The organism is Luteimonas cucumeris, from assembly GCF_007830035.1.
GTDB classification, from domain to species: Bacteria; Pseudomonadota; Gammaproteobacteria; order Xanthomonadales; family Xanthomonadaceae; genus Luteimonas_C; species Luteimonas_C cucumeris.
This window is the reverse complement of sequence record NZ_VLKN01000004.1, coordinates 48,415-73,901: the sequence shown is the minus strand read 5'-3', so window position 1 is coordinate 73,901 and position 25,487 is coordinate 48,415. Positions and strand designations below refer to the sequence as shown.

Sequence of the window (25,487 nt, the reverse complement as noted above, 5' to 3'; positions counted from 1 at the left end):
CGGCCCATGAACTTCACCGACATCCTCCGTACTGCCATCTACGCCCTGCGCGGCAACTGGATGCGCAGCGCGCTGACTTCGCTGGGCGTGATCATCGGCATCGCTGCGGTGATCGTGATGGTGTCGGTGGGGCAGGGCACGCAGGCGGAAATCGACAAGCTGGTGTCGGGACTGGGTTCGCAGCGGCTCGACATCTCGCCCGGCTCGCGGCGTGGCCCGGGTGGCGCACGGATGAGCTCCAGCAGTTTCTTCACCTTGACCGAAGGCGACGTCGAGGCGATCCGCAACGAGATCCCGGAAGTGCAGCTCGCCGCGGGCTCGCTGCGTGGCGGCACCCAGATCGTGTACGCCGAGAACAACTGGTCGAGCAACTGGCAGGGTGTGCAGCCGGATTATTTCGAGATCAACGGTTGGACCATCGCCGATGGCGAGGGCTTCGATGCCCAGGATTACAGCAGCGCGGGCAAGGAAGTGATCCTCGGCGAAACCGTGCGCCGCGAATTGTTCGGCGAGGACAGCGGCATCGGCCAGACCGTGCGCCTGGGGCGCGTGCCGTTCACCGTGGTCGGCACGCTGGCGCCGAAGGGCCAGGGCGGCTTCGGCCAGGACCAGGACGACGTGGTGATGGTGCCGCTGGAAACCGGGCGCCGCCGACTGCTCGGCATGATGGGCCTGCCGCCCAGCGCGGTGATGCAGGTCGCGCTGACCGTCGCCGATGCCAAGGACCTGTCGTACGCGCAGGGCGAGATCGAAGCCCTGTTGCGCCAGCGCCACAGGATCAAGCCCGGCGACGAGGACGATTTCACCGTGCGCAACATTTCCGAGATCGTCGCCACGCGCACGCAGACGACGCGACTGATGTCGCTGCTGCTGGGTGCGGTGGCGACGATTTCGCTGATCGTCGGCGGCATCGGCATCATGAACATCATGCTGGTGTCGGTGACCGAGCGCATCCGCGAGATCGGCCTGCGCATGGCGGTGGGTGCCGGTCCTTCCGACGTGCGCCGCCAGTTCCTTGCCGAGGCGATGCTGATCTCGCTGATCGGCGGCGTGATCGGCATCGCGCTGGGCATAGTCGGCGCGCTGGCGGTGGGACAGTTCAGTGAGCTGCCGGTGGCGTTGAACGGCAAGGTGATCGGGCTGGCCGCGGGGTTCTCGATCGCGACTGGTCTGTTCTTCGGCTACTACCCGGCGCGCAAGGCGTCGCAGCTGGATCCGATCGAGGCGTTGCGCCAGCAGTAGCCACGCGTCACCGCCATTTGCGTCGACCTCGAACGCATCCGATGAGGCAGCAGGCGATTCATTCCAGGTACGGCGCCACGATCGTCCGCCACAGCGCGTAACCGTCGCCATTCATGTGCAGGCGGTCGTCTGTGAACAGCTCCGCGCGAGGCCGTCCCGCCGCGTCCAGCATCGGCGCAGAGACATCGATGAACAGCACCTTTTCCATTCCGGCCGCTTCGGCCTTCACCAGTGCGTTCGCCTGCTGTTGCGCGGCCAGTTGGTTTGCACGCGCGGGACTGGGCTTGATCGACAGATAGGCGATCGGTACGTCCCGCAGGTCGCGGCGCAAGCGGGCGATCAGTGCGCGGAAGTCCTGCAGCACCTGTTGCGGGCTGCGGCCGGCGTCGATGTCGTTGTCGCCGCCATAGACCAGGATCATCCGCGGCCGGTAGCGGACGGCGACCTGGTCCGCGTAATGCGCGACATCGCGCAACTGCGAGCCGCCGAAGCCGCGATTGAGCACCGGCACGTCGGGGAAATCCTCCGCCAGGGTCCGCCATAGCCGCACCGAGGAGCTGCCGGTGAAGACCACCGGCCGCGCGGGCGGCGCAGTGACCGCGTCCTCCGCCGCGAAGCGCCGCATGTCTTCGGCCCAGTCAGGCGAGGAGACCGGGTCGAGCGTGATCGCGGATCGTCCTGTGGCGGCCGGTGCGCCCGCACAGCCGGCGACGAGCGCCAGGACGGCGAGCAAGCTCCAGAAAAATGGGCGCGCGGCATACAGGCGCATGCTCGATTTCCGTAGGGGTGGGCGATCAGTGAAGCAGCGCGGCGCCGGCGTTGCAAACGCGGCCGTGGCGAGGGCCGGCGGCACCTTGTGGCAAAATCGCGGACTTCGGCCCCGTGGCCCGCGCGAGATCCACATGCACGCTCCAACGCCGTCCACCGTCGAGCCCGGTCTGCCCGGCGTCCGGATTGCGGCGCTGCCGGATGCCTCGTGCGGACAGGCTGCCTGACTCTTCCCATGGCGGACGAATTCGGACATCTGCCGCGCGGACCGGCACGGGTAATGAAAGCGACGATGTGGTCGCTGCAGGGCCTGCGCGCGGCGTGGCTGTACGAGTCGTCATTCCGGCTCGAGGTCTACCTGTTCGTGCTACTGGCGCCGCTGGGCTGGTGGCTGGGTGCGAACGGGGTAGAACGCGCGCTGCTGATCGGCTCGATGCTGCTGGTGCTGAGCATCGAACTGCTCAATTCCGCGGTCGAAGCGGTAATCGAACGTTACGGTCCCGAACACCATGAGCTGGCCGGTCGTGCCAAGGACATGGGCTCGGCGGCGGTGTTTGTGTTGATGCTCAACGTACTGGTGGTCTGGGGCGCAGTCCTCGGGTCGCGTTACCTCTGAACTGATGCGAGACAAGAATGGATCTTAGTTTCCTGGCTTCCCCCGACGCATGGCTGACGCTCGTGACCCTGAGCGCGCTGGAAATCGTGCTCGGCATCGACAACCTGGTATTCATCTCGATCGCGGTCGGGCGATTGCCGCAGCATCAACGCGCGGTGGCGCGCAAGATCGGCATCGCGGTGGCCTGCATCACACGGATACTGCTGCTGGTCATGCTGGCGTTCCTGGCGCGGATGGAGCAGGACCTGTTCGTGCTGTTCGGGATGGGCGTCTCGATCCGCGACCTGGTGCTGATCCTGGGCGGCGCGTTCCTGATCGTGAAAGGCACGCTGGAAATCCGCGACCTGATTTCCGGCGGCGAGGACGAGGATCCGCGCACCACCAAGAGTTCGTCGGTGTTCGGCATGGTGATCCTGCAGATCGCGATCATCGACATCGTGTTCTCGCTCGACTCCGTGATCACGGCGGTGGGCATCGCCGAACACATCCCGATCATGGTGTTCGCGATCCTGCTGGCGGTGGCGATCATGCTGCTGGCGGCCAACCCGCTGGGCAAGTTCATCGACGAGAACCCGACCGTGAAGATGCTGGCACTGGCCTTCATCCTGCTGATCGGCGCGGTGCTGATCCTGGATGGTTTCGGCCTGCACGTGCCCAAGCCCTACATCTACTTCGCGATGGGCTTCTCGGTGCTGGTCGAGTGGCTGAATCTGCTGATGCGGCGTCGTGCGGTGACGCATCACGTGCCCGGCGCCGGCGAGTGGTAGGGCGGGCTCCGGATCGCCGCCACTGTCGCCGCGAGGCATTCGCGTAGCCGCCTCGCATCCGACGCATGCCGTGATGGCGGGTGAAAACCCGCCCAACATCCGATGGGGCACAATGGCCCGGCCTTCCCACAGGAGCCGGGCCATGCGTGCGCTTTCTCCCTTGCGTCTGTTGCTGTTGAGCCTGTTCGCGGTGCTGCTGTCCGGTTGCGGCTACAACCAGATCCAGCAGAAGGACGAATCGGTCAAGGCCGGCTGGTCCGAGGTGCTCAACCAATACCAGCGCCGCGCCGACCTCATTCCCAACCTGGTCAACACGGTCAAGGGCTATGCGGCGCATGAGCAGCAGGTGCTCACCGATGTCACCGAGGCGCGCGCCAAGGTCGGCCAGATCAACGTCAATGCCGATGATGCCGCTTCGCTGCAGCAGTTCCAGCAGGCGCAGGGCGAGTTGTCGAGCGCGTTGTCGCGGTTGATGGTGGTCACCGAGAACTACCCCAACCTCAAGGCCGACCAGTCCTTCCTCGGGCTGCAGACCCAGCTGGAAGGCACCGAGAACCGCATCACCGTCGCCCGCGGCCGCTACATCCAGACGGTGCAGGACTACAACACCTACATCCGTTCGTTCCCGCAGAACCTGATCGCGATGATGTTCGGCTACCAGCAGAAGCCGAATTTCACGGTCGAGAACGAACGCCAGATCCAGCAGGCGCCCGCGGTCGATTTCGGCCAGCCGGCAGCGCCGTCCGCCACGCCACAGCCTCCGCAGCCGTCACCGCAACCGGCGAACTGAGCGGTCGCGATCGTAGCGATGACAAGACGCCTGCGAAGCTCTGCCGGCAGCCTCTGGCTTGCCCTGCTGCTGGCCGGCGGCGCGTCGTTCGCGGTACTGGCACAGCAGGCGGCGATCCCGCCACTGGACTCGCCGGTGGTCGACACCACCGGAACCCTGAGCGCCGCGCAGAAACAGCAGCTGGAACAGCAGGCGCTGGCGCTGCAGCGGCGCAAGGGTAGCCAGTTGCAGGTGCTGATGGTGCCGAGCACGCAACCGGAGAGCATCGAGCAGTACACGGTGCGCGCGTTCGAGCAATGGCAGCTCGGTCGCAAGGGCGTTGACGACGGCGTGCTGTTGGTGGTGGCCAAGGACGATCGCCGCGTGCGCATCGAGCCTGGCTATGGCCTGGAAGGTGCGATCCCGGACATCACTGCCGGTCGCATCATCCAGGAATACCTGGTGCCGAAATTCCGCGCGGACGACTACGGCGGCGGCATCATCGATGCCACCGGCGCGCTGGTGAAACTGATCGACGGCGAACCGCTGCCGGCGCCGATGGCCGACCATCGCAGCGAAGAAGACGGTGGCGGCTGGGTGTTCGCGCTGCTGGCGGCGTTCATCGTCGCCAACCTGGTCCGTGTCGTGTTCAGGCGGACGCCGGCACCGGTGCGCGGCCTGGCGACGGGTGCGGCCGCAGGCGGCGTGGCGTGGCTGATCTCGTCGCTGCTCGGGCTCGGCGTCGCGGCGGCGGTACTCGGTCTGGTGTACGGCCTGGTCGGCGTGTCTGCCGGCAGTTTCGCGCGCGGAGCAGGCGGCTGGGGCGGTTTCGGCGGTGGCGGCTGGGGCAGTGGTGGCGGCTTTGGCGGCGGAGGTTTCGGTGGCGGCGGCTGGTCGGGCGGCGGCGGCATGAGCGGAGGCGGCGGCGCCTCGGGGAGCTGGTGATGGCGATGGCTCCGATGCGACTGCTGCGTCATCTCTTCGCCCGCTCGGCGCGCGGCCTGTTTCCACCGGAGCGCATGCAGCGCATCGCCGCGGCCATCGCCGAGGGCGAGCGTCGCCATCGCGGCGAAATCTGTTTCGCGGTCGAGGCCGCGCTGCCGGCGCAATCGGTCTGGGCCGGCCACGATGCACACCTGCGTGCGTCCGAGGTGTTCGCGCAGCTACGCGTCTGGGATACCGAGGCCAATAATGGCGTGCTGGTCTATCTGCTGCTGGCCGACCACCGCATCGAGATCGTCGCCGATCGTGGCCTCGATCCGCTGGTCAGCGCCGAGCAGTGGCGCGGCGTCTGCCTGTTGATCGAGGAGCGGCTGAAGGCAGGCGAGCCGGAAGACGCCGTGGTCCGCGGCGTGTCCGCGATTTCCGACCTGCTGGCCGAGCATTTCCCGCGTACCGCAGGTGACGACGACCGTAACGAACTTGCCGACCAGCCGCACCTGCTCTAGGCCTGTGCCGCGTTGCTAGCCTTGGTGAGGCCGCGTTCGGGTTCGGTTGCGATGCGCTCCGGGTGCGCTGTGCTTGTCCGGGCTACTACCTGTAGCGAGGCGCGACGAAGGCGTCCAACGGCTTTGTGCCCCGACAGCAGCCGGCGCAATCTCGCGCGCAGCGGCGCGTTGTGATGATTTCGCCTGCGCAGGAGCCCGCGGCGCGGCACAATAGGACCATCGCCGGCTTCGTGAAAATTCCCGCCCGATGATCGTCCTGCACCAGATCGACCCGATTGCCTTCTCGCTCGGCCCGCTGCAAGTCCACTGGTACGGGATCATGTACCTGCTTGGTTTCGCCGCCGCCTGGTTCCTGGGGCGCAGCCGCATCAATGCCGGGCGCCTGCCGGGCGTCGACACCAATGCCTATGGCGACCTGATGTTCTACGCGATGCTGGGCGTGGTGCTCGGTGGGCGCATCGGCTACGTGCTGTTCTATGCGTTCGGCGATTTCATCGGCAACCCGTTGATGCTGTTCAAGGTGTGGGAAGGCGGGATGAGCTTCCACGGCGGCCTGCTGGGTGTGTTCCTGGCGATCGCGTGGTGGGCGCGGCGGCATCGCCTGCATGTGTTCGACGTGGTCGATTTCGTCGCGCCGCTGGTGCCGCCCGGCCTCGGTTTCGGTCGCCTGGGCAACTACATCGGCGGCGAGTTGTGGGGCAAGTACACGCAGGCCGGCTGGGGCGTAGTGTTTCCGCGCGCCGAGTCCAGCCTGGCCGGGCTCGATTCGCAGCAGCTGCAGGCGAAATACGCTAGCGGCGCGCTGGATGCGCTCGCGCGGCACCCCTCGCAGCTTTACCAGGCGGTGCTGGAAGGCCTGGTACTGTTCTGCGTGCTGTGGTGGTACTCGCGCAAGCCGCGCCCACGCTACGCCGTGGCCGGCCTGTTCGCGCTGCTGTATGGACTGTTCCGCTTCGCGGTCGAGTTCGTGCGCGTGCCCGACGCGCAACTGGGCTATCTCGCCTTCGGCTGGTTGACGATGGGCCAGGTGCTGAGCCTGCCACTGATCGCGCTGGGCCTGTTCTGGCTATGGCTGTCGCGCCGCTCGCCGGTGCTCCAGCCGGAATCGCGCGCATGAAGCAATACCTCGACCTGCTGCGGCACGTGCTCGAGCACGGCACCGAAAAAGGCGATCGCACCGGCACCGGCACGCGCAGCGTGTTCGGCTGGCAGATGCGCTTCGACCTCGACCGGGGTTTTCCGCTGGTCACTACCAAGAAACTGCACCTGCGCTCGATCGTGCACGAGCTGCTGTGGTTCCTGCGCGGCGATACCAACATCGCCTATCTGAAGGACCACAAGGTATCGATCTGGGACGAATGGGCCGATGCACAGGGCGAACTCGGCCCGGTCTATGGCAAGCAATGGCGGCGCTGGGCGACCGGCGATGGTCGCGAAGTCGACCAGATGCGCTGGCTGGTCGAGGAGATCAGGCGCAATCCCGATTCGCGCCGGTTGATCGTCAGCGCCTGGAATGTCGCCGACCTGCCGGACATGGCGCTGATGCCCTGCCATGCGCTGTTCCAGTTCTACGTGGCGGACGGAAAACTGAGTTGCCAGCTGTACCAGCGCAGCGGCGACATCTTCCTCGGCGTGCCGTTCAACATCGCCAGCTATGCGTTGCTGACGCACATGGTGGCGCAGGCGACAGGGCTCGGTGTCGGCGACTTCGTGCACACGCTAGGCGACGCGCATCTGTATTCGAACCACTACGAGCAGGCGCGCGAGCAGTTGTCGCGCCAGCCGCGGCCGCTGCCGACGCTGAAGCTCAATCCGGAGGTGACGGACCTGTTCGCCTTCACCTACGACGACATCGCGATCGAAGGCTACGATCCGCTGCCTGCGATCAAGGCGCCGGTGGCGGTATAGGCCGTGGCTGGTGATTCGTGATTGGTGATTCGCAAAGGCAGGCAGCTGCGATTCGTGTTGTGCTGATCGCGGCACTGGATCGCAACGGCGCCATCGGCAAGGGCAATGCCTTGCCCTGGCGCCTGCCGGACGACCTCAAGCGGTTCAAGCGGTTGACGCTCGGCAAGCCGGTGCTGATGGGGCGCAAAACCGCCGAGTCGCTTGGGCGCGCATTGCCGGGGCGGCCTAACCTGGTGCTGACGCGTTCTGGACGCGTACCGTTCGAAGGCATGCAGGCGCTCGCATCGGTCGACGCCGCCGTCCAGGCGGCCAGAGCAGCAGGCGCGTTGGAGTTGTGCGTGATCGGCGGCGCCGAGATCTATGCGTTGACCTTGTCGGGCGCCGATGCCCTGTACCTCACCCATGTCGAAACCGCGGTCGCAGCGGCCGATACGTTCTTCCCGGCATTCGATGCGGGCCAGTGGCGGATCACGTCGCGCGAAACGCATGCGGCCGATACCCGGCACGCATTCGATTTCGAGTTCGTCGACTACGAGCGCCTTTGAGCCGGATGTGGTTGCTGCGACACGGGCACGTCGCGTCCGGGCACCTGCACGATCCGCAATTCCTCGCTGTCCAGTTGCAACGCGGTCAGCTTGCCGCCCCAGACTGCGCCGGTGTCCAGCGCATGCACGCCGTGTCCGATGAACAGTCCCAGCGCTGACCAGTGTCCGCACACGATCTTCAGGTCGCGCTCGGCCCGGCCGGGCACTTCGTACCAGGGATACAAGCCGGGCGGTTGCGTGCCTGGCGAGCCCTTCGCGTCGAACGCGATGCGTCCGCGCGGCGTGCAGTAACGCATGCGCGTGAACACGTTGATGATCGCGCGGTCGCGCTCGACCCCGGACAGACCCGGCGACCAGGGCGGCTGGTCGCCGTACATGTTCTTCAGCAGCTTGCGGTACTGCTCGCCGCGCAGGCGTTGTTCGACCTCGCGCGCGTGCTTTTCCGCCAGCGACACGGTCCATTTCGGCGCCAGCCCGGCATGCACCATCATCCAGCCGAGCTCGTGATCGGCGTGCAGCAGCGGTTGCGTGCGCAGCCATTCCAGCAGCACGTCGCGGTCCTCGGCGAACAGCACGCGCTGCAGGTCCGGGTTGACCTTGCGCTGTTCCTCGGGACGACGCTCGCCGATAGCCAGCAGCGACAGGTCGTGGTTGCCCAGCACGGTGACGCAGTTCGCGCGTAGCGAATGCACCAGCCGCAATGTCTCCAGCGATTCTCCGCCGCGGTTGACCAGGTCGCCGCAAAACCACAGCCGGTCCGTGGCCGGATCGAAATTGATGCGCTCCAGCAGGCGTTGCGTAGGCTCGTAACAGCCCTGCAGGTCGCCGATTGCCCAGACACTCATGCGCCGATCACCATGCCGGTCAGTGCAGGGTCCGCGGCGTCGACAGGGTGAACGCCGGGATCGGCGCGGCGAAATGCGTGCCGTCGTCAGCCAGCATGTCGTAGCTGCCGCGCATCGTGCCGATGCTGGTTTCCAGGATGGTGCCGGAGGTGTATTCGAAATCCTCGCCCGGACGCAGCCACGGCTGTTCGCCGACCACGCCTTCGCCCTCGACTTCCTCGACCTTGCCGTTGGCATCGGTGATGACCCAATGGCGACCGAGCAGTTGCGCGGGGACGCGACCGCGGTTGCGGATGCTTATGGTGTAGGCGAACACGTAGCGTCCCTCGTCGGGCACGGATTGCTCGTCGAGATAACGGGTGGCGACGTCGATGTCGAAGGCGTAGTCGGCGTTGTCCATGCCGACAGTGTAAGCGAGCAGCGTGAAAGTCCGGACTATGCCGCCGGCAGGTTGGCAAGGCGGACGAAGCCGGCGACATCGACCTGTTCGGCGCGCAGGCCAGCATCGATGCCGGCAGCCTGGATCATCGTGGTATCGGCCACGTCATGCAGCGCGTTGCGCAGCGTCTTGCGACGTTGGCCGAACGCCGCGCGCACGATCGCGGCGAAGCGCGCGCGATCGGCGATGCCGATTTCCTCAGGCGCGCGCGGTACCAGCCGGACCACGGCCGAATCCACTTTTGGCGGTGGCCGGAACGCACCCGGCGGCACCATGAACAGCGGCGTCACCCGGCAGTAAGCCTGCAGCATCACGCTTAGCCGCCCATATACCTTGCTGCCAGGCGTGGCCGCCATGCGGTCGACGACTTCCTTCTGCAGCATGAAGTGCATGTCGCGGATCGCGGCCGCGTGATCGAGGGCATGGAACAGGATCGGCGAGGAGACGTTGTACGGCAGGTTGCCGACCAGCCGCATCGGCTCGCCATCGGCAAGCACGGTCAGGTCGACGTTCAGCGCGTCGGCCGAGACCAGCGTCAGTTGGCCGACGTCGCTGGCCGCGGCAGCCAATGGCAACAGCAGGTCGCGATCGAATTCGATCGCGGTCAGTGCCCCGTGTCGCGCCAGTAACGGCAGGGTCAATGCGCCCTGGCCAGGCCCGATCTCGACGATGCGGTCGCCGGGGCGTGGATCAATGGCGAGGATGATCTTGTCGATCACGCCGCGTTCGTGCAGGAAATGCTGCCCCAGCGATTTCTTCGGCGGCTCGTTGAACAGGCTCATCGCGCGGCCCGGTTGCGTGCGAAGCGCGCGCAGGTCTCGACTGCGGCAAACAGGCTCGAAGGATCGGCGCGGCCGCTGCCCGCCAGGTCGAGCGCGGTGCCGTGGTCCACGGCCACGCGTGGATACGGCAGGCCCAGGGTGAGGTTGACCGCGCGCTCGAAGCCGCTGTATTTCAGCACCGGCAAACCCTGGTCGTGGTACATCGCCAGCACCGCATCGAAATGTGACAGCTTCGCAGGCAGGAAGGCCGTGTCGGCCGGAAGCGGGCCCACCAGTTGCATGCCTTCCGCGCGAAGCCGCGCCAGTGCTGGCTCGATGACGTCGATTTCCTCACGACCCATGTGCCCGGCCTCGCCGGCATGCGGATTGAGGCCGAGCACGGCGATGGTGGGCGATGCGATGCCGAAATCATCGCGCAGCGCAGCGTGCACGATGCGCAGTTGGGTGACCAGGCTTGCGCCGGTTATCGCATCGGCGACGGCACGCAGCGGCAGATGAGTGGTGGCCAAGGCGACGCGGACCACATCGTTGGCGAGCATCATCACCACTTCGCATCCGGCCTGCGCGGCGAGCAGTTCGGTGGTGCCGGTGTAGGCGATGTTCCCGGCATTGATCGCGGCCTTGTGCACGGGACCGGTGACCAGGCCAGTGAACCGGCCGTGGAGGCAGCCATCGGCCGCGGCATGCAGTGCATCGATGACCGCGCGCGCATTGCGCGGATCGGTTTCGCCGAAACGGCTTGCGACCCGGTTCGGGCAGGCGTGCAGCGCGATATCGCCCGGCGCCTCGGCATCCGCGTCGGCGTCGAGCAGGCGTAGCGGCAGCGACAGGGCGTCGGCCGCCGCCTGCAATGTGTCGGGATCGGCGAAGACGGTCAGCCGGCAATCCGTGCGCGGCCGTTGCGCCAGCCGCACGCACAATTCGGGGCCGACCCCCGCCGGCTCGCCCGCAACCAGGGCAAGCCGAGGACGCATGTCAGCGCTCGCTTGCGCTGCCCGGCAGCGACTTCGGCCTTTCGGCGGCCGGAGCCGGTGCGGGCGCCGGTTGCGCCGGTTGCGCCGGCGCGGCGCCGGTACGGATGTCCACGTAGGCTTCGCCGCGCATCTCGCGCAGGTAGCGGTTGTATTCGTCTTCCAGCTTGCGACGACCGATGGTTTCGCGCACTTGGGCGCGACGGGTGTCGTCGGTGTTGGCAGTGGTCTGGCGGGTCGCCACGCGCTGCACGATGTGCCAGCCGGCCGAGGTCTTGAACGGTGCCGAGACCTGGCCGTCGCCAAGGCTCGCGACCTGTTCGCCGAACTCCGCGCCGAACGCGTCCTGCGCGAACCAGCCGAGGTCGCCGCCTTTCTCCTTGGTGTTCGCGTCGTCCGAATTTTCCTGGGCGACCGTGGCGAAATCCGCGCCGCCGGCGATGCGCGCGCGCAGCGTGTCGATCCTGGCCTTGGCCTGCGCGTCGTTCGCCGGATCCTGGTTGGCGACGAGGATGTGGCGCGCCTGGTACTGGGTCACCGTGCCCGGCGCGCCCTGCGCCGCGTCACGCACTTCGACCAGCTTGATCAGCTGGAAACCACTGGGCCCACGGAGAGGTCCGACCAGCCCACCGGCTTGCATGGTGCGGATCTGCTCGGCGAAGGCGGTCGGAATCTCGTCCTGGCTGCGCCAGCCCAGATCGCCGCCTTCCAGCGCGTTCGGGCTGTCGGAGTAGCGCACGGCAGCGGCCGCGAAATCCATCTCGCCCCTGTCGAGCAGATCCTTGATGCCGTCGATCTTCTTCTGCCCGGTCGCGATCTGCTCGGCAGTCGCGCCATCGGGTACCGCCACCAGGATGTGGGCGAGGTGGTACTGCGCGCCGGCGTTGGCCTGCGTGGCCAGAGCGGCGTTGACTTCCGCCTCGCTGACATTGATGCGGCCCTGCGCGAAACTCTGGCGCAGGCGCTGGGTGACCATCTCGTCGCGCAGCGTGGCGCGGAAATCGGGAAAGCTGATGCCTTCCGATGCCAGCTGCTGGCGCAACTGGTCGACGCTGATGCCGTTCTGGCTGGCGACGCCGCTGACCGCCTGGTCGACTTCCTCGTCGGTCACCCGGATGCCACTGCGCTCGGCGCGCGCCACCTGCAGGCGCACCAGGATCAGGCGTTCGAGCACCTGCTTCTCAAGCACGTCGCGCGGCGGCAGCTGGTCCTGGCGGTTGGCGTACTGCGCCAGCACGTTGCGCATGGCGCGATCGAGCTCGCTCTGCAGGATCACGTCCTCGTCGACGACGGCCGCGATCTTGTCGATCGGCTGCGTGTTCTGGGCGTAGGCGGGGGTACCGGCGAACGCCACGGCGGCGAACGCGGACAACAGGATTTTCTTCATGGCGTGGGATCCGGATCGGCTTTCTGGCCCGTTGCGGTCTCGGGCGGCACAAGGTAAAGGTCGTCCCGGTAATAGCCGAGAATAGCACGGCGCAACGTGCGCCTCGTATCCTGGCCGGCCGAGCCGAGCCCCTTCAATTCGATTTCGAACAGGATGCCGGTGTCGAGCTCGCCCTCGACGTTCTTGACCCAGCGCCGCCCCATCAGCCGAGCGGCGATGCAGCAGCTTTCCCATTGCACGCCGGCGACGGTCTCGAGCGGCTTCTTGTCGAAGATCGAGTAGTAGTAGCGTCCGACCACGCTCCAGGTGGGATTGATCGGGTACAGGAACGAGAAGTCGACCTGTTCGAGCAGGTCGGGCTGGTTGCTGTCGCTCAGCGGTCGACCCGGCTGGAAATTCAGGTTGCGGCGGTAACGGTAAGCGAGGTTGACGATGCCATCGTCCTTGAGCAGGTAGCGCGCGCGAACACTGGCAAGGTCCTCGCGGCGCAACCGGGAATCCCACTGGTAGGAAGCGCCGATCGTCCAGCGGTCGCTCGGCGACCAGTTGGCGTCCGCGACCCATGACGATTTGCCATGTTGTGTGGTCCGCTCGTTCGGCAGCGTGACCTGCGAATCCTCGAAATAGCGGATCTGTCCCAGGCTCATGGAGAGTTTCTCGAACCCGTCAGCTCCACGGATCATGCGGCTGCTTACGGCGACCGTCAGTTGGTTGGCATCGGTCTGGCGGTCCGCGCCGGAATAGCGGTTGTCGCGGAACAACTGGCCCCAACTGAAACTCAACAGCCTGGTATCGAATACCGGCAGGTTGGATTGGTCCCGGTAGGGGACGTTGAGATAGAAGATTCGTGGTTCCAGCGTCTGTAGGTATTCGCGGTCACGCCAGCGGAAACTACGGTCGAAGAACAGCCCTGAGTCCAGGCTCGCGATTGGCAGGCTGCGGCTTGGATTGTTGCCGCCCAGTCTGGCGCCAAGTCCCTCATCGAGCCTGTATTCGGTATGACGCCAAGCGAGCGTGGGTCGCAAGAACCAGCTGGCGCCTTCCAGGGGGAAGCTGACGTAGGGCTTCAGGTCCAAGCGGGATCCTCCGGGAAACTCCCGACGGGTCGAGCCGACCATGGCGTCACCTTTGTGGAAACGCACGGCCTCAGCATCGACCCCTGCCATGATCCAACTGCCAAAAGGTTGCTCCCAGCGGAAATTCGCGCGTGGTTGCCTGCTGAATGGCAGGTTGGCATCCGTCAATGTAGGGTCGGCAAGTTGATGATGGTCCGCCATCAATGACGCATCCCAGTAAGGCCCGCGTCCATATAGGCCCAAGGTACTCACGGCAGTCGTGATCGACGTGCCGTTGATGCTGTTGCTGAAGTCCTCGAAATAACGCGGATCGCTGATCCAGATCAGGTTGCTACGCGCGCGCCAGTGGCGGCTGAGGTTCTGGAAGGCGTTGAAGGTGAAATGACCGCGGTCGCGATCGCGCAGTTCATCGTCGGGCATGTACATGCCGGTGATCGTGCCGGCACCGCGCGGATTGAGATAGCGGAACTCCGCGCCCAGCGATGCGCCGCGGTTGGTCATGTAACGCGGGTTGAGGGTGAGGTCGTAGTTCGGCGCGAGATTCAGGTAGATCGGCTGGCGGTAGTCGAAGCCGTTGCGATTGGAATTGGACAGCGATGGATACAGCAGGCCGGTGCGACGGGTGTCGTCGATCGGGAACATGAACCACGGCACGTACAGCACGGGTACCCGACCGATGCGCAGGGTCGCGTTGCGCGCCACGCCCATGCCTTTTTCGGTGTCGACATCGATCTGCCGCGCGCGCAGTTCCCAATGTTTGGCATCCGGCGGGCAGGTGGTGTAGCTGGAGCGACGCATCGAGCCTTCCGTGCCATCCATCTCGATGCTTTCCGCGCCGCCATGGCCGCGCCGGTCGATCAGCTGGTAACGGATGTTGTCGATCTTGTGCTGGTCCTTGCCCTGGTTGCCCTCGGCACGGTCGGCGACCACGCGCATGCCGCTGTCCTGGTAACGGACGTTGCCCTCGGCCACGTAGGTCTCGGTCTGTTCGTTGTAGGTCAGTTTGTCGGTGCCGATGAACTGGTCGCCACGGGTCAGCGCGACGTTGCCCTGGTATTCGATCGACTGGTCCTTGACGCCGCCGAGGCTGTCGCCTTCGATGTCGGTCGGCTGTTCGCTGCGCGGTGCGGCGATCGCGCCCGGCGGCAGCTTGGCGGGGGCACCTTCGAACGCGGGAATGGCGTCCTCCACCGGACACAGTCCCCAGTCCGGCGGTGGATCCTCCGCCTGCGCCGACAGCGAGATCGCGATGCAGAAGGGCAGCGGCAGCAGGCGGAAAGCAGGGCGCACGCGGCGGTCCGGAACGGAATCGGCGGTTAGCTTGCCGTATCCCTTGCGGGCGGGCAACGCGAGGGGCCGACTCTTGTTCAGGTCGAGGCAGCGTGGTGGCCGGCAGCGATTACGGCTTTGCCGGTTTTCATGCGGCCGGCGATGATCGGAAGCAGCAGAGCGAGCTCCGCCCTACAAGGCGGGAGGCAGCAACGCGCGCATGTGCGCGACGCTGCATTCGCGCAGGGCCTGCAGGTCGTAACCGCCTTCCAGCATCGATACGATCCGGCCCTGCGCATGGCGTCCGGCAAGGACGGCAAGTTGGGTGGTGATCCAAACGTAGTCTTCGACATCCAGCCGCAGTTGCGCCAGCGGATCGCGCCAGTGCGCGTCGAATCCGGCCGAGATCAACACCAGTTGCGGACGGAAGGCGTCCAGCGCCGGCAGCAGCGTGTCGCGCCACGCTGCCCGGAACGCGGCACTGTCCGCGCCCGCCGGCAATGGCACGTTGACGATGTTGCCGACGCCGCGTTCGTTGGCGTGGCCGGTGTCGGGATACAGCGGCCACTGGTGCGAACTCAGGTACAGCACGCGCGGGTCGGTGTCGAAGATCGCCTGCGTGCCGTTACCATGGTGCACGTCGAAGTCGGCGATCGCCACGCGCATCAGGCCGTGCTTGTCGAGTGCGTGCCGCGCCGCCACTGCGACGGAGTTGAACAGGCAGAAGCCCATCGCGGTGTCGGCGGTGGCGTGATGGCCGGGTGGTCGCACCGCGCAGAACGCGCTGCGTGCTTCTCCGCCGAGCACGGCGTCGACCGCGGCCACGCCGGCGCCGGCGGCACGCAATGCGGCCTCGGCGGAAGCCGGCGACAGCACCGTGTCGGGATCCAGCAGGATGCGCTCCGTCGGATGCGTTTCCAGCACGGTCTCCAGCAGCGACGCGTCGTGTGCACGCAGCAGCTGGCCGCGGCTGGCGCGCGGCGCTTCGCGCCAGTCTGCAGTGTCGAAGGCGGCGTTCAGTGCATCGATGACCGTGCCCAGCCGCGCGGAAGATTCGGGGTGGCCGGGGCCGGTGTCGTGTGCGAGACAGGCCGAGTGGGTGAAGATGACGGGCGACGCCGTCATGCTCAGCGCTTGCGGCGTTCGTGCTTCCACAGCACTTCGCCATGGCCGCTGGCGCGCGCCAGCACCCGCGCCAGCACGAACAGCAGGTCGGACAGGCGATTGAGGTAGCGCACCGCTTCCGGCCGCACGGCGTCGTGGTGCGACAGCGTCACCGTCTCGCGCTCGGCGCGGCGCACGATGGTGCGCGCCAGATGGCAGCGCGCCGCCGCTTCGCCGCCGCCGGGCAGGATGAAATCCTTCAGCGGCGGCAGGTCTTCGTTGTAGCTGTCGAGCTGCTGCTCGAGCGCATCGATGTCGGCATCGACGATCGCGGCGTGACCGGGGATGCACAGTTCGCCGCCGAGATCGAACAACTGGTGCTGCACGGTCGTCAGCAGGTCGCGGATGCCGTCATCCAGTTCGCCAGCCAGTAGCAACCCAATCGCCGAGTTGGCTTCGTCCACCGTGCCGTAGGCAGTGACGCGGGCCGAATCCTTCGCCACCCGCGTGCCGTCGCCGAGACCGGTGCTGCCGTCGTCGCCGGTGCGCGTATAGATCTTGCTGAGACGATTGCCCATGGCGTTCGGTCAGTGCTGCCGGCGATCCTGCGCCGCACCTTGCGCGTGTTTCGCGACCTGCTCGCTGGCGACCTGCGCGATGGCGGCCACGGCGACGAACATGGCGGTGCTGCCCAGGTAGAGTGGGAACCAGTCGCTGTAGTTCTTCCACCAGCCGGCCAGGGTCGGCTCGGCCACGCTGCTGCTGATCCAGTAGAAGCTGCCCTGTGCCAGCAGATGGCACAGCGTGGTGGCGACCAGCAGGCTCGCGGCCAGCCGGCCCAGCGCGGGCAGGCTTGCGCCCGTGTAATGGCGGCGCAGCCACAGGCCGCCCATCCACATCGCCAGGTGCGCGGGGATCAGGAACCAGTACGCCGGCGACACGCAGTAGTGGCTCCAGAAACTGATGCCCTGGCCGCTGATCACGAACCAGTCGACCGTCACCGCCAGCGCCATCAGCAGCGGAAACGCCCAGCGTGTCCACGCACGCAGGTAGAAGCCGCCGATGAAGAATACGGCCCACGAAGCGTCGGGTACCGGTGTGAAGTGGGTGAAGTAGTGGGTCCGGGTCGCGGTCATCAGCAACATCAGCAGGGACAGGACGATGGCGCGTTGCAGGGTGGTGTTCATGGCGCTGGAAACTCCGGACACGGCATGCAGGACAGACCACATTCTAGCGAACTGGCCCGGCCGCGGCCTTATCATGGCGTGATGAAGGCAGAACACGACGTTGTCATCGTGGGCGGCGGCCTGGTCGGCGCCAGCCTGGCCATCGCCCTGGACCGGCTCGGCGTCGATACGGGACTGGTCGAGGCCACACCCGCCGGCGCGCTGCCAGCGGTGTTCGACCAGCGCAATCTCAGCTTCGCCGCGGCGACCGTCCATGCGCTGACCGCGCTCGGGGTGATGCAGAAACTCGCACACGCGACCGGGCCGATCCGGCGCATCCATGTCAGCCGCCGCGGCGATCTCGGCCGCATCCGCCTGGCCGCCGCCGACTACGGTCGCGACGCCTTCGGTCAGGTGGTGGTCGCCAGCGATTTCGGCGCTGCGCTGGAATCGCGGCTGGGCGAACTGACCCGTTTCACCCGTTACCGGCCCGCGCGTTTCGTTGGTTTCGACGACGACACTGGTGAGACGAGGCGCGTACGCATTGTCGATGACGACGGAGAACGCGTGATTGACGCGCGGCTGGTGGTCGCGGCTGACGGCACGCGCAGCGGCGTACGCGCCGCGCTTGGCATCGGCAGCGAGGAACGCGATTACGCGCAGACCCTGTTCGTCGCGCGCATGCGTGCCGAGCGCGCACCGGACGGGACTGCCTACGAGCGGCTCGGCGACGATGGCCCGACCGCATTGTTGCCGCGCGGCGATCGCCACTTCGGCGTGGTGCATGCGGTCGCGCGCGAACACGCCGATGCCGTTGCCGCACTGGACGACGAAGCCTGGCGGGAGCGCGTGCAGCAGGCCTTCGGCTGGCGTGTCGGCCGTTTCCTCGACAGCGGACCACGCAGCCTGTATCCGGCGATCGGCGCGGTTGCCGATGCGCTGGTGGCGCCGCGCGCGGTGCTGGTCGGCAATGCCGCGCAGACCCTGCATCCGATCGGCGCGCAGGGCTTCAACCTTGGCCTGCGCGATGCGCTGACGCTGGCCGAACTGATCGAGTCGCGCTTGTCGACGAAAATCGCTGCCGATCCCGGCGCAGACGAATTGCTTGCCGCGTATGTCGCGCGCCGACGCGAGGACCGCGAGCGCACGCTGGGTTTCTCCGACGGACTGGCACGCCTGACGGCGAACACGTCGCCGCTGCTGCGGCCGCTGCGCAGCCTCGGCTTGCTGGCGCTGGATCGCGTGCCGTCAATGCAGGGCATGCTGGTCGGTGGTGCGATGGGGTTCCGTGGCGACGTGCCGAGGCTGTGCCGATGAGACACCGCAATCGCCTGGACATCGCCGTCGTCGGTGGCGGCGTGGTCGGCGCGGCTTGCGCGCTGGCGCTGTCGAAACTTGGCCTCGAGGTCGCGCTGGTCGAAGCGCATGCGCCGCCGCCGTGGCGGGCGGATCGGCCCGACCTGCGCGTCTACGCGTTCGCGCCGGACAATGCCGCATTGCTGCAGCACTGTGGCGTGTGGACCTCAGTGGTGGATGCGCGCGTGCAGTCTTACCGCCGCATGTGCGTCTGGGACGCGGCCGGCGGCGGCGAATTGCAGTTCGATGCCGATGCCTTCGGCCGCGACGAGCTCGGCTGGATCATCGAGCACGGCTTGCTGGTCGACCGCTTGTGGGCAGCGCTGCCTGCCGCGGGCGTGCAGCTGCGTTGTCCGTCCAAGGTCGAGGCGCTGGAACCGTTGGACGATGGCGTGCGCCTGCGCCTGGACGACGGCAGCCGCCTCGAAGCGAACCTGGTGATTGCCGCCGATGGTGCCGGATCCAGCGTGCGCGAGCTGGCGGGCATGGAAGTCGATGCGCACGATTACGCGCAACGCGGCGTGGTGGCCTATGTCGAGACCGGACTTCCGCACCAGCAGACCGCGTGGCAGCGCTTCCTGCCTTCCGGTCCGCTGGCATTCCTGCCCTGCGCCGACGGCTCCAGTTCGATCGTGTGGACGCTACCGGAAGACGATGCCACCCGCGTGATGGCGTTGGACGACGAGGCTTTCGATCGCGAATTGGCTACGGCTTTCGAGATGAGGCTCGGCCCTACGCGCGTGATGTCGAAGCGTGCCGCGTTTCCGTTGCGCCGCCAGCTGGCGCGCGACTACGTCAGCGGGCGTGTCGTGGTGATCGGCGATGCCGCGCACGTGGTGCATCCACTGGCCGGGCAGGGGGTGAACCTGGGCTTGCGCGACGTGACGGCACTGGTCGATTCCATCCGCGCGGCGCGCGCACGCCGCGCCGATTACGCCTCGCCGCAACGCCTCGCGCGCTGGGCGCGCACGCGCCGCAGCGACAACGCGATGGCAGCCTATGCCTTCGATGGCATCAACCGTGTGTTCTCCAGCGATGGCGTCGCCGCCACCCTGCTGCGCGGACCGCTGCTCGGGCTGGCAGGCAGGCTGCTTCCAGTGACCCATGGGCTGTGGAAGCGCGCGGCGGGTGTCTAGTCATTGCCGCATGCGGTAGTTCTGAGTCGCCTGAAGTAAGTAGCGTGCGCTGTGCGCACGTATGGGAACTCTCTCGCGCGCACAGCGCACGCTACGGATGCTGCAACCGGTGGTCGATCTCCGCCGAGCGGCTTTGCTTTCGACGACAGACCGTGAGAAGCACGAAGGCTGTTGTTGCAGGGCGCCTGATATCGTGCTCAGCGGCCGTACTCACGCCCCCGGTGCTCGGCGCGAAAAACCTCGATCGCGCCGCGATCCTGCAGGGTCACGTACACGCTGCGGCCATCGGCGCCGCCGAAGGCGACGTTGGTCGGCTTGTGGCCCTTGAGTTTCACCTCGCGCAGCAGTTCGCCCTGTGGCGACACCACCGCCACCACGCCTGCGCCGTAGCGGGCGATATGGAGATTGCCGGCGTCGTCGCTGCGCATGCCGTCCAGGCCATGCTCGGGGAACTGGATCAACAACCGCTTGTTGGCGACGCTGCCGTCGGCTTGCAGGTCGTAGCGCCAGACCTTGCGCTGCACGCTTTCGTTGACGTACAGGTGCCTGCCGTCGGGGCTGACTTCGACGCCGTTGCTGGTGCCCATCCCGCTTTCAAGCAGGTGCGTGCTGCCGTCGCGGTCGATGCGCCAAAGCTGTCCGCTGCTGTTTTTCCAGTCCGGGTCGCTGGCGTAAAGCGAACCATTGGCCGTGATGGCGATGTCGTTGGGCTGGTGCATCGCCGGCTGGTGCGCGAATCGTTCGATCTTCCTGTCCTGCAGATCGATGCGAAGGATGTTGTGGCCGCTGTAGTCGGCGACATACATCGCGCCCCGGCGGTCGAAGCGGATGCCGTTGCCGGTGCTGCCCTCGGGCAGTTCGACGAACAGTTCGGCGACGCCCCGACCGTCCTCACCCGTGCGCACGCGGCCGATGGTGCCTTCGCGGGCGAAGTTGACCACGTACAGGTGATCATCGGGTCCCATCGCCGGACCTTCGATGCCCTGGGTGAAAACGTGGTCGGCGACGTAATCGCGCGCCACGAACAATTCGTCGGCGGACTGTGGCGCCTGCGCACCCATCGGGCCGGGCGCAAGGAATGCGATCAGCGCGGTCAGCGGCCGGGACACGGTGCCTGCTCAGGTGGCAAGGGCATAGGCGGCAAGGGCGAACGCGAGCGCGGCGGCGGTGCAGGCGATCATGGCGAGCCGGTGGGCGGCGAGCTGCGATTTCTGCAGGCGCTCGGAACCCAGCTGCAGGACTTCCAGTGTCTTCTGCATGTCGGTAGCGAGCTTGCGGATGGAGTCGGCGTTCTGGTCGGCTGCGTTCTGCAGCTCGGCGATCTGCGCGATGACCACGTCCAGGCGTACCTGGTGCGTGTTGTCGACAGGCGGGGTGCGGGTAAAAAGCGGGCGCGCGGCCCGGATGATTTCCGGGACGTAAGGCGCGGCGATGGTGATCCAGGTGGCGGCCATGACTTCAGATCCCTGCAGCGGGTGGTTGCCGGACCGTGCCCGATCCGATAACCGGCGATTGATTGTAGAACCAATCCCGGAGTCGAGATGCGCCGCCTCTCCGTGGCATACGCTGTGCAGGACGATTCCGCCAACGACATTGCGCGCTCAAACGCCGCCACGCGAGGCGAACACGGTGATCTCCTCGCGGTCGTGATACAGCTGGCGTGCGCGGACCAGCAACGGACGCTGCGCCTGCGTCGCGAATTCCTGCAGGCACAAGGTGGTTTCCTGCCAACGTTTCTTCATCGGCAGTTTCAGGTTGAAGATCGCGTGGCGGCACCACCCTTCACGGAACCACTCCGCCATGCGTCCAGCGACGCGTCGCGGCTGTTCGACCATGTCGCATACCATCCAGTCCAGCGGCTGCGGCGGTTGCCAGGCGAAACCATCGGCGCGCAGGTGTTCGACCCGACCGCTGTCGAACAGGTGCGGGCGCAGCGGTCCATTGTCGATCGCGGTGACGTGCAGGCCGTTGCGCATCAGAACCCAGGTCCACCCACCCGGCGCGGCGCCGAGATCGGCGGCGCGCATGCCCGGCTTCAGCAGGCGCTGCCTGTCGTCGTTGTCGAGCAGGCAGAGCAGCGCTTCCTCCAGCTTCAGTGCCGAGCGCGAGGGCGCGTCCGCGTGCGTGCGCAGGCGCGGGATGCCCAGCGGCCACGGCGAACTGTCACGCAGTTCGCCGCGGGCCAGAAAGGCATGATCTCCGGCGACGAAACAGACATGCAGGCGCGGCAAGTCGTTGCGTGCGCTGGCGCTGAGCAGGCCGGTCTTGCGCAATGCCGGGCGCAGCGCATTGCCGAAGCTGCGCGCAAGTCCGGACAGCGGCTTGGCTTCGTCGCTGTCGGGGTGTTCGACCACCAGGTCGCCAAATCGCGTTGCGGCTGGCGATGTCGGAGTTGCTGCGCCTGCCGCAGGCTCCGGAAGCAGCGCGGCCAACATCGGCGCGATGCGGTCGCTCGGATCGAGGTCGCGCAGTTCGGCGATCAGCTGCAGCTTCTGTCGGGCGAAGATCAGGTCGTGCCAGGGCAAGGCCCGCGACAGCGCCTGCGCATCGTCGTCGGCGAAGACCACGTAACCGCTGCCGCGCACCGTGCGCGCATAGCCGGCGTGACCGGCGTGGGCGGCACGGTCGGTCAGTTCCGCGGCGAGCTCGGGTTCGAAGCCGGCGCGGCAGTAGCAGAGCAGGCCGCTCACAGGCAATGTGGGGTGGCGGCGATAGCTTGCGGTGAGGGCGAGTGCATCAGTAGCGCCTGCCACCGGTTCGGCCATAGGCGCGCAGCACTTCGCACGCGGCGTCGCGCTCCAGGTCGCGGACCACTTCGATACCGCGCGCGTTCAATTCACCGATCCAGTCGGCCGGCAATGGGCCTTCGTCGAATTCGGTCAATGCCATCACATCGTTGCTGCGCGCACCGATCAGCAGTCGGTCGATGCCGGCCCAGATTGTGGCGCCATAGCACTGGCAGCACGGTTGCGAGGAGGTGGCCAACGTGTACGGACCGTCGTGCACGCCGGCCTCGTCCTGGTTGAGGCGCGCGCGCTGCAGGCGCTGCTGGGCGAGCATGTAGGCCATGTTCTCGGCATGCGCCAGCGACGTGCTCTGCGGCAGCACCACATTGACGCCGGCCGCGACGACGCGATCGCCGGGGCCGAATACCACGGCGCCGAACGGCCCGCCGGTGGCCGCGTCGATGTTGAGGCGCGACAGTTCGACGGCGAGCGCGACCTTGTCGGAGTCACCGACGTATGCGCGGCCGGTGTCCACTGCGTCGTGCACCCAGGCCGGAAGGGTGAGATGGACCTGTGCGTACAGCATCAGCGCACCGGTACCGATGGTCGCGCCGGCTTGCGCAGGAGTTGGCCGGAGCCGGCGGCTTCCTCGCAACGTCCGTTGCTGCACTGGCAGGCGCTGATCTCACGGAAACCGCACACGCCCATCATGCCGCGCCTGGCGCATTGCGCGCTCACGGCAGCCGGATCGGTCGGGCTGTCCTTGTTGACGCAGGCCGGCATCGCACCGCAGCAGTTGCCGACATTCTTCACCGCGCAATCTGCGTTCGAACTGCAGCTGTAGTCGAGTTGCGGCGGCGATCCGCTCCGTGCCGATGACGGGTCGGCCGGCGTGGCGGAGGTGTCGGATGCCTGCGGTGGTGGCGGCGTGTTGGAATTCGCCGGCGCGGCGCAGGCAGCCAGCAATGCCATCGACAGGATCAGGGAGGACAGGAGCGGAACGATTCTGTGCACGGCGCACCTCGGACAGATGGACAGGTGGACGTTGACGTGATCGGGGATTCGATCTTAACGCGCGGCCGCCGACTGAAGCGTTTCGAACCTGCTGGTCATCACTTGATCGATGCAGAGCAGAGCGGGACAGCCGGCGCGATGTCGCCCGCATCAAGCGGGATTTTCCACTTCTCCAGTCAGTCCTTCGTCGCCCAGGTGTCTCTGAGCGTCACGCTGCGGTTGAACACCGGCGAGTCAGCGCGGTGTTCGCGCCGGTCCGCGACGAAATAACCGATGCGCTCGAACTGGAACGCGGTTTCGGGTGCGGTCGCGGCAGCGGCCGGTTCCACCCAGCCACGCACGGTGCGATGCGATTCCGGGTTGAGATGGTCGCGATAGGTCTTGCCTTCCGATTCGTCGTCCGGATCGGCGACCGAGAACAGGCGGTCGTAGAGGCGGATCTCGGCGGCGACGGCATGTGCGGCGCTGACCCAGTGGATGGTGCCCTTCACCTTGCGATTGGCGCCTTCCATGCCCGGCCGCGATTCCGGATCGAGTGTGCCGCGCAGTTCGACGATGTTGCCGTCGCCATCCTTGACGACTTCGTCGCAGCGGATGATGCCGGCGCCGCGCAGGCGCACGTCGCCGCCAGGCACGAGCCGCTTCCAGCCCTTCGGCGGCACCTCGGCGAAGTCCTCAAGTTCGATCCACAGTTCGCGCGAGAACGGCACCTCGCGCGTGCCGAAGGATTCGTCCTTCGGGTGATTGGAAAAGGTCAATGTCTCGACGTGGCCTTCCGGCAGGTTGGTCAGCACCAGCTTCAGCGGATCGATCACCGCCATGCGCCGCGGCGCGTGCGCGTCGAGATCGTCGCGCAGGCAACCTTCCAGCACCGAGAAATCAATCACCGAGTTCTGCTTGCTGATGCCGACGCGGTCGACCAGCAGGCGCAACGAAGCCGGAGTGTATCCGCGCCGTCGCAGGCCCTGCAGGGTCGGCATGCGCGGATCGTCCCAGCCGTCGACCAGGCCGTCGCCGACCATGGCCACCAGCTTGCGCTTGCTCATCACCGTGTAGTTGATGTTGAGCCGCGAGAATTCGATCTGTCGCGGCTTGGCGGCCTGGTTCGGCAGGCCGCGCGCCAGCAGCGGCGCCAGCAGCTCCGGCGAATGCGCCAGGTCGACCTTGTCCACGCACCAGTCGTACAGCGGGCGGTGGTCCTCGAACTCCAGCGTGCACAGCGAATGGGTGATGCCCTCGACCGCATCGCTCAGCGAATGCGCGTAGTCGTACATCGGGTAGATCGGCCAGGCGTCGCCGGTGTTCTGGTGGGCGACCTTCTTGATCCGGTACAGCGCCGGATCGCGCATGTTGATGTTGCCGCTGGCCATGTCGATCTTCGCGCGCAAGGTGCGCGCGCCGTCGGCGAACTCGCCGGCGCGCATGCGCCGCAGCAGGTCCAGGTTCTCCTCGACACTGCGGTCGCGGTACGGCGAATTGCGACCGGGCGTGGTCAGGCTGCCGCGATACTCGCGCACCTGCTCGGCCGACAGGTCGCAGACGAAGGCATCGCCCTGGCGCACCAGCTTCTCGGCGGCCAGGTACAGCACCTCGAAATAGTCCGAGGCATGGCGCAGTTCGGCCCAGTCGAATCCCAGCCAGCGCACGTCGTCCTGGATCGCCTGCACGTACTCCGGGTCTTCCTTGGCCGGGTTGGTGTCGTCGAAGCGCAGGTTGCAGACCCCGCCAAACTCCGCGGCGATGCCGAAGTCCAGGCAGATCGCCTTGGCGTGGCCGATGTGCAGGTAGCCGTTGGGCTCGGGCGGGAAGCGCGTGCGTGGCGCCGTGTGCCGCCCCTGGGCCAGGTCGTCGCGGACGATCTGGCGGATGAAGTCCTGTTTGCCCGGGGCCGCGCCGGCTTCGGTATGCTGGTCGGGTGTGACCGAGGTCACATTTGGAGGGGTCGGGGCGGCCATGGAGGCAAGGGGCGAGGGCGGGGCAACAGTCTAACGGCCCCGGTTCGGTTAGTCGCCGAAGCTGGGCCCGATTCTTGCGTAGGTGTTGGCTCGACCAGGCAGTCCGCTGGCCAACGCCGGAATCACAGGGGGGCGCCACCATGCAGGTGGTGTTTGGAGCCGGGCAACATCGAAACGCGCGCAGGCGTCGGCGGCCGT

Annotated in this window: 27 protein-coding genes; 11 read left to right on the top strand and 16 right to left on the bottom strand. The window is 66.8% G+C overall.

All coding sequences use genetic code 11. The annotated features are described in order from the left end of the window. Positions 1-6 precede the first annotated feature (6 nt). A complete protein-coding gene (locus tag IP90_RS09110) occupies positions 7-1,242 on the top strand; it encodes an ABC transporter permease (protein WP_144899325.1) in 1,236 nt (411 codons plus the stop codon). A gap of 58 nt (positions 1,243-1,300) precedes the next feature. Here IP90_RS09110 and IP90_RS09105 read toward each other — a convergent pair whose 3' ends face one another. Then, entirely contained in the window at positions 1,301-2,011 is a 711-nt protein-coding gene (locus tag IP90_RS09105; protein WP_144899649.1) for a GDSL-type esterase/lipase family protein, read from the bottom strand. Positions 2,012-2,245: 234 nt separating this feature from the next. Between IP90_RS09105 and IP90_RS09100 the strand changes: the two genes are divergently transcribed. The 8 genes from IP90_RS09100 (at position 2,246) to IP90_RS09065 (ending at position 8,063) form a co-directional block, all read left to right on the top strand. Beyond that, positions 2,246-2,626: a diacylglycerol kinase gene (locus IP90_RS09100; protein ID WP_144899324.1), complete on the top strand. Its 381-nt coding sequence runs from the start codon at positions 2,246-2,248 to the stop codon at positions 2,624-2,626. A gap of 17 nt (positions 2,627-2,643) precedes the next feature. Then, on the top strand, positions 2,644-3,393 hold the full coding sequence (locus IP90_RS09095; protein WP_144899323.1) for a TerC family protein: 750 nt from the start codon (positions 2,644-2,646) through the stop codon (positions 3,391-3,393). Between the two features lie 142 nt (positions 3,394-3,535). Then, a complete protein-coding gene (locus IP90_RS09090; protein ID WP_144899322.1) occupies positions 3,536-4,183 on the top strand; it encodes a LemA family protein in 648 nt (215 codons plus the stop codon). 18 nt (positions 4,184-4,201) lie between these two features. Then, complete coding sequence (locus IP90_RS09085; protein ID WP_144899321.1) at positions 4,202-5,107, top strand: TPM domain-containing protein; 906 nt, start codon at positions 4,202-4,204, stop codon at positions 5,105-5,107. A gap of 14 nt (positions 5,108-5,121) precedes the next feature. Beyond that, positions 5,122-5,610: a TPM domain-containing protein gene (locus IP90_RS09080; RefSeq protein WP_144899648.1), complete on the top strand. Its 489-nt coding sequence runs from the start codon at positions 5,122-5,124 to the stop codon at positions 5,608-5,610. 247 nt (positions 5,611-5,857) lie between these two features. Next, entirely contained in the window at positions 5,858-6,727 is an 870-nt protein-coding gene (lgt, locus tag IP90_RS09075; protein ID WP_144899320.1) for a prolipoprotein diacylglyceryl transferase, read from the top strand. Beyond that, entirely contained in the window at positions 6,724-7,518 is a 795-nt protein-coding gene (locus IP90_RS09070) for a thymidylate synthase (RefSeq protein ID WP_144899319.1), read from the top strand. The genes lgt and IP90_RS09070 overlap by 4 nt, the downstream gene beginning before the upstream one ends. Before the next feature lie 50 nt (positions 7,519-7,568). Next, the gene (locus IP90_RS09065; RefSeq protein WP_144899647.1) at positions 7,569-8,063 is read left to right on the top strand and encodes a dihydrofolate reductase; all 495 of its coding nucleotides are present in this window, start codon (positions 7,569-7,571) and stop codon (positions 8,061-8,063) included. On the opposite strand, the gene IP90_RS09060 is transcribed toward IP90_RS09065, so the two are convergent. The 9 genes from IP90_RS09060 to IP90_RS09020 form a co-directional block, all read right to left on the bottom strand. Further along, positions 8,048-8,908, bottom strand: coding sequence for a symmetrical bis(5'-nucleosyl)-tetraphosphatase (locus tag IP90_RS09060; RefSeq protein WP_144899318.1), 861 nt, complete (start codon positions 8,906-8,908; stop codon positions 8,048-8,050). The genes IP90_RS09065 and IP90_RS09060 overlap by 16 nt on opposite strands. 19 nt (positions 8,909-8,927) lie before the next feature. Beyond that, a complete protein-coding gene (gene apaG / locus IP90_RS09055; protein WP_144899317.1) occupies positions 8,928-9,308 on the bottom strand; it encodes a Co2+/Mg2+ efflux protein ApaG in 381 nt (126 codons plus the stop codon). Between the two features lie 35 nt (positions 9,309-9,343). Further along, positions 9,344-10,129, bottom strand: a complete 786-nt coding sequence (gene rsmA, locus IP90_RS09050; protein WP_144899316.1) for a 16S rRNA (adenine(1518)-N(6)/adenine(1519)-N(6))-dimethyltransferase RsmA — start codon at positions 10,127-10,129, stop codon at positions 9,344-9,346. Beyond that, positions 10,126-11,103, bottom strand: coding sequence for a 4-hydroxythreonine-4-phosphate dehydrogenase PdxA (gene pdxA / locus IP90_RS09045; RefSeq protein ID WP_144899315.1), 978 nt, complete (start codon positions 11,101-11,103; stop codon positions 10,126-10,128). Before pdxA ends, rsmA begins: the two co-directional genes overlap by 4 nt. Position 11,104: 1 nt before the next feature. Next, positions 11,105-12,487, bottom strand: a complete 1,383-nt coding sequence (locus IP90_RS09040) for a peptidylprolyl isomerase (RefSeq protein WP_144899314.1) — start codon at positions 12,485-12,487, stop codon at positions 11,105-11,107. Next, positions 12,484-14,853, bottom strand: coding sequence for an LPS-assembly protein LptD (lptD, locus tag IP90_RS09035; protein WP_144899313.1), 2,370 nt, complete (start codon positions 14,851-14,853; stop codon positions 12,484-12,486). The genes IP90_RS09040 and lptD overlap by 4 nt, the downstream gene beginning before the upstream one ends. A gap of 171 nt (positions 14,854-15,024) precedes the next feature. Next, a complete protein-coding gene (locus IP90_RS09030) occupies positions 15,025-15,957 on the bottom strand; it encodes a histone deacetylase family protein (protein ID WP_144899312.1) in 933 nt (310 codons plus the stop codon). Positions 15,958-15,959: 2 nt separating this feature from the next. Continuing rightward, positions 15,960-16,514: a cob(I)yrinic acid a,c-diamide adenosyltransferase gene (locus tag IP90_RS09025; protein WP_144899311.1), complete on the bottom strand. Its 555-nt coding sequence runs from the start codon at positions 16,512-16,514 to the stop codon at positions 15,960-15,962. A gap of 9 nt (positions 16,515-16,523) precedes the next feature. Further along, a complete protein-coding gene (locus tag IP90_RS09020) occupies positions 16,524-17,123 on the bottom strand; it encodes a hypothetical protein (protein ID WP_144899310.1) in 600 nt (199 codons plus the stop codon). 81 nt (positions 17,124-17,204) lie between these two features. Between IP90_RS09020 and ubiH the strand changes: the two genes are divergently transcribed. After that, on the top strand, positions 17,205-18,419 hold the full coding sequence (ubiH, locus tag IP90_RS09015) for a 2-octaprenyl-6-methoxyphenyl hydroxylase (RefSeq protein ID WP_144899309.1): 1,215 nt from the start codon (positions 17,205-17,207) through the stop codon (positions 18,417-18,419). Beyond that, entirely contained in the window at positions 18,416-19,594 is a 1,179-nt protein-coding gene (locus tag IP90_RS09010; protein WP_144899308.1) for a UbiH/UbiF family hydroxylase, read from the top strand. Before ubiH ends, IP90_RS09010 begins: the two co-directional genes overlap by 4 nt. Positions 19,595-19,791: 197 nt before the next feature. On the opposite strand, the gene IP90_RS09005 is transcribed toward IP90_RS09010, so the two are convergent. The 6 genes from IP90_RS09005 to IP90_RS08980 form a co-directional block, all read right to left on the bottom strand. Continuing rightward, entirely contained in the window at positions 19,792-20,655 is an 864-nt protein-coding gene (locus IP90_RS09005; RefSeq protein WP_144899646.1) for an SMP-30/gluconolactonase/LRE family protein, read from the bottom strand. 57 nt (positions 20,656-20,712) lie between these two features. Continuing rightward, positions 20,713-21,048, bottom strand: coding sequence for a hypothetical protein (locus tag IP90_RS09000; protein ID WP_144899307.1), 336 nt, complete (start codon positions 21,046-21,048; stop codon positions 20,713-20,715). Positions 21,049-21,195: 147 nt separating this feature from the next. Continuing rightward, positions 21,196-22,284: a 23S rRNA (cytidine(2498)-2'-O)-methyltransferase RlmM gene (gene rlmM, locus IP90_RS08995; RefSeq protein ID WP_144899306.1), complete on the bottom strand. Its 1,089-nt coding sequence runs from the start codon at positions 22,282-22,284 to the stop codon at positions 21,196-21,198. A 46-nt stretch (positions 22,285-22,330) separates the two neighbouring features. Next, on the bottom strand, positions 22,331-22,906 hold the full coding sequence (locus IP90_RS08990; RefSeq protein ID WP_144899305.1) for a nucleoside deaminase: 576 nt from the start codon (positions 22,904-22,906) through the stop codon (positions 22,331-22,333). Next, the gene (locus IP90_RS08985; RefSeq protein WP_425477100.1) at positions 22,906-23,292 is read right to left on the bottom strand and encodes a hypothetical protein; all 387 of its coding nucleotides are present in this window, start codon (positions 23,290-23,292) and stop codon (positions 22,906-22,908) included. Before IP90_RS08985 ends, IP90_RS08990 begins: the two co-directional genes overlap by 1 nt. A 218-nt stretch (positions 23,293-23,510) precedes the next feature. Further along, positions 23,511-25,265 carry a glutamine--tRNA ligase/YqeY domain fusion protein gene (locus tag IP90_RS08980; RefSeq protein WP_242007537.1) on the bottom strand — a complete coding sequence of 585 codons (1,755 nt, stop codon included), beginning with the start codon at positions 25,263-25,265 and terminating at the stop codon, positions 23,511-23,513. Between the last annotated feature and the right edge of the window lie 222 nt (positions 25,266-25,487).

Bases quoted from the DNA above. Each gene is read 5' to 3' on its own strand.
- IP90_RS09110 (WP_144899325.1), top strand. From the start codon at position 7: ATGAACTTCACCGACATCCTCCGTACTGCCATCTACGCCCTGCGCGGC.
- IP90_RS09105 (WP_144899649.1), bottom strand. From the start codon at position 2,011: ATGCGCCTGTATGCCGCGCGCCCATTTTTCTGGAGCTTGCTCGCCGTC.
- IP90_RS09100 (WP_144899324.1), top strand. From the start codon at position 2,246: ATGGCGGACGAATTCGGACATCTGCCGCGCGGACCGGCACGGGTAATG.
- IP90_RS09095 (WP_144899323.1), top strand. From the start codon at position 2,644: ATGGATCTTAGTTTCCTGGCTTCCCCCGACGCATGGCTGACGCTCGTG.
- IP90_RS09090 (WP_144899322.1), top strand. From the start codon at position 3,536: ATGCGTGCGCTTTCTCCCTTGCGTCTGTTGCTGTTGAGCCTGTTCGCG.
- IP90_RS09085 (WP_144899321.1), top strand. From the start codon at position 4,202: ATGACAAGACGCCTGCGAAGCTCTGCCGGCAGCCTCTGGCTTGCCCTG.
- IP90_RS09080 (WP_144899648.1), top strand. From the start codon at position 5,122: ATGCGACTGCTGCGTCATCTCTTCGCCCGCTCGGCGCGCGGCCTGTTT.
- lgt (WP_144899320.1), top strand. From the start codon at position 5,858: ATGATCGTCCTGCACCAGATCGACCCGATTGCCTTCTCGCTCGGCCCG.
- IP90_RS09070 (WP_144899319.1), top strand. From the start codon at position 6,724: ATGAAGCAATACCTCGACCTGCTGCGGCACGTGCTCGAGCACGGCACC.
- IP90_RS09060 (WP_144899318.1), bottom strand. From the start codon at position 8,908: ATGAGTGTCTGGGCAATCGGCGACCTGCAGGGCTGTTACGAGCCTACG.
- apaG (WP_144899317.1), bottom strand. From the start codon at position 9,308: ATGGACAACGCCGACTACGCCTTCGACATCGACGTCGCCACCCGTTAT.
- rsmA (WP_144899316.1), bottom strand. From the start codon at position 10,129: ATGAGCCTGTTCAACGAGCCGCCGAAGAAATCGCTGGGGCAGCATTTC.
- pdxA (WP_144899315.1), bottom strand. From the start codon at position 11,103: ATGCGTCCTCGGCTTGCCCTGGTTGCGGGCGAGCCGGCGGGGGTCGGC.
- IP90_RS09040 (WP_144899314.1), bottom strand. From the start codon at position 12,487: ATGAAGAAAATCCTGTTGTCCGCGTTCGCCGCCGTGGCGTTCGCCGGT.
- IP90_RS09030 (WP_144899312.1), bottom strand. From the start codon at position 15,957: ATGACGGCGTCGCCCGTCATCTTCACCCACTCGGCCTGTCTCGCACAC.
- IP90_RS09025 (WP_144899311.1), bottom strand. From the start codon at position 16,514: ATGGGCAATCGTCTCAGCAAGATCTATACGCGCACCGGCGACGACGGC.
- IP90_RS09020 (WP_144899310.1), bottom strand. From the start codon at position 17,123: ATGAACACCACCCTGCAACGCGCCATCGTCCTGTCCCTGCTGATGTTG.
- ubiH (WP_144899309.1), top strand. From the start codon at position 17,205: ATGAAGGCAGAACACGACGTTGTCATCGTGGGCGGCGGCCTGGTCGGC.
- IP90_RS09010 (WP_144899308.1), top strand. From the start codon at position 18,416: ATGAGACACCGCAATCGCCTGGACATCGCCGTCGTCGGTGGCGGCGTG.
- IP90_RS09005 (WP_144899646.1), bottom strand. From the start codon at position 20,655: ATGGGTGCGCAGGCGCCACAGTCCGCCGACGAATTGTTCGTGGCGCGC.
- IP90_RS09000 (WP_144899307.1), bottom strand. From the start codon at position 21,048: ATGGCCGCCACCTGGATCACCATCGCCGCGCCTTACGTCCCGGAAATC.
- IP90_RS08990 (WP_144899305.1), bottom strand. From the start codon at position 22,906: ATGCTGTACGCACAGGTCCATCTCACCCTTCCGGCCTGGGTGCACGAC.
- IP90_RS08985 (WP_425477100.1), bottom strand. From the start codon at position 23,292: ATGGCATTGCTGGCTGCCTGCGCCGCGCCGGCGAATTCCAACACGCCG.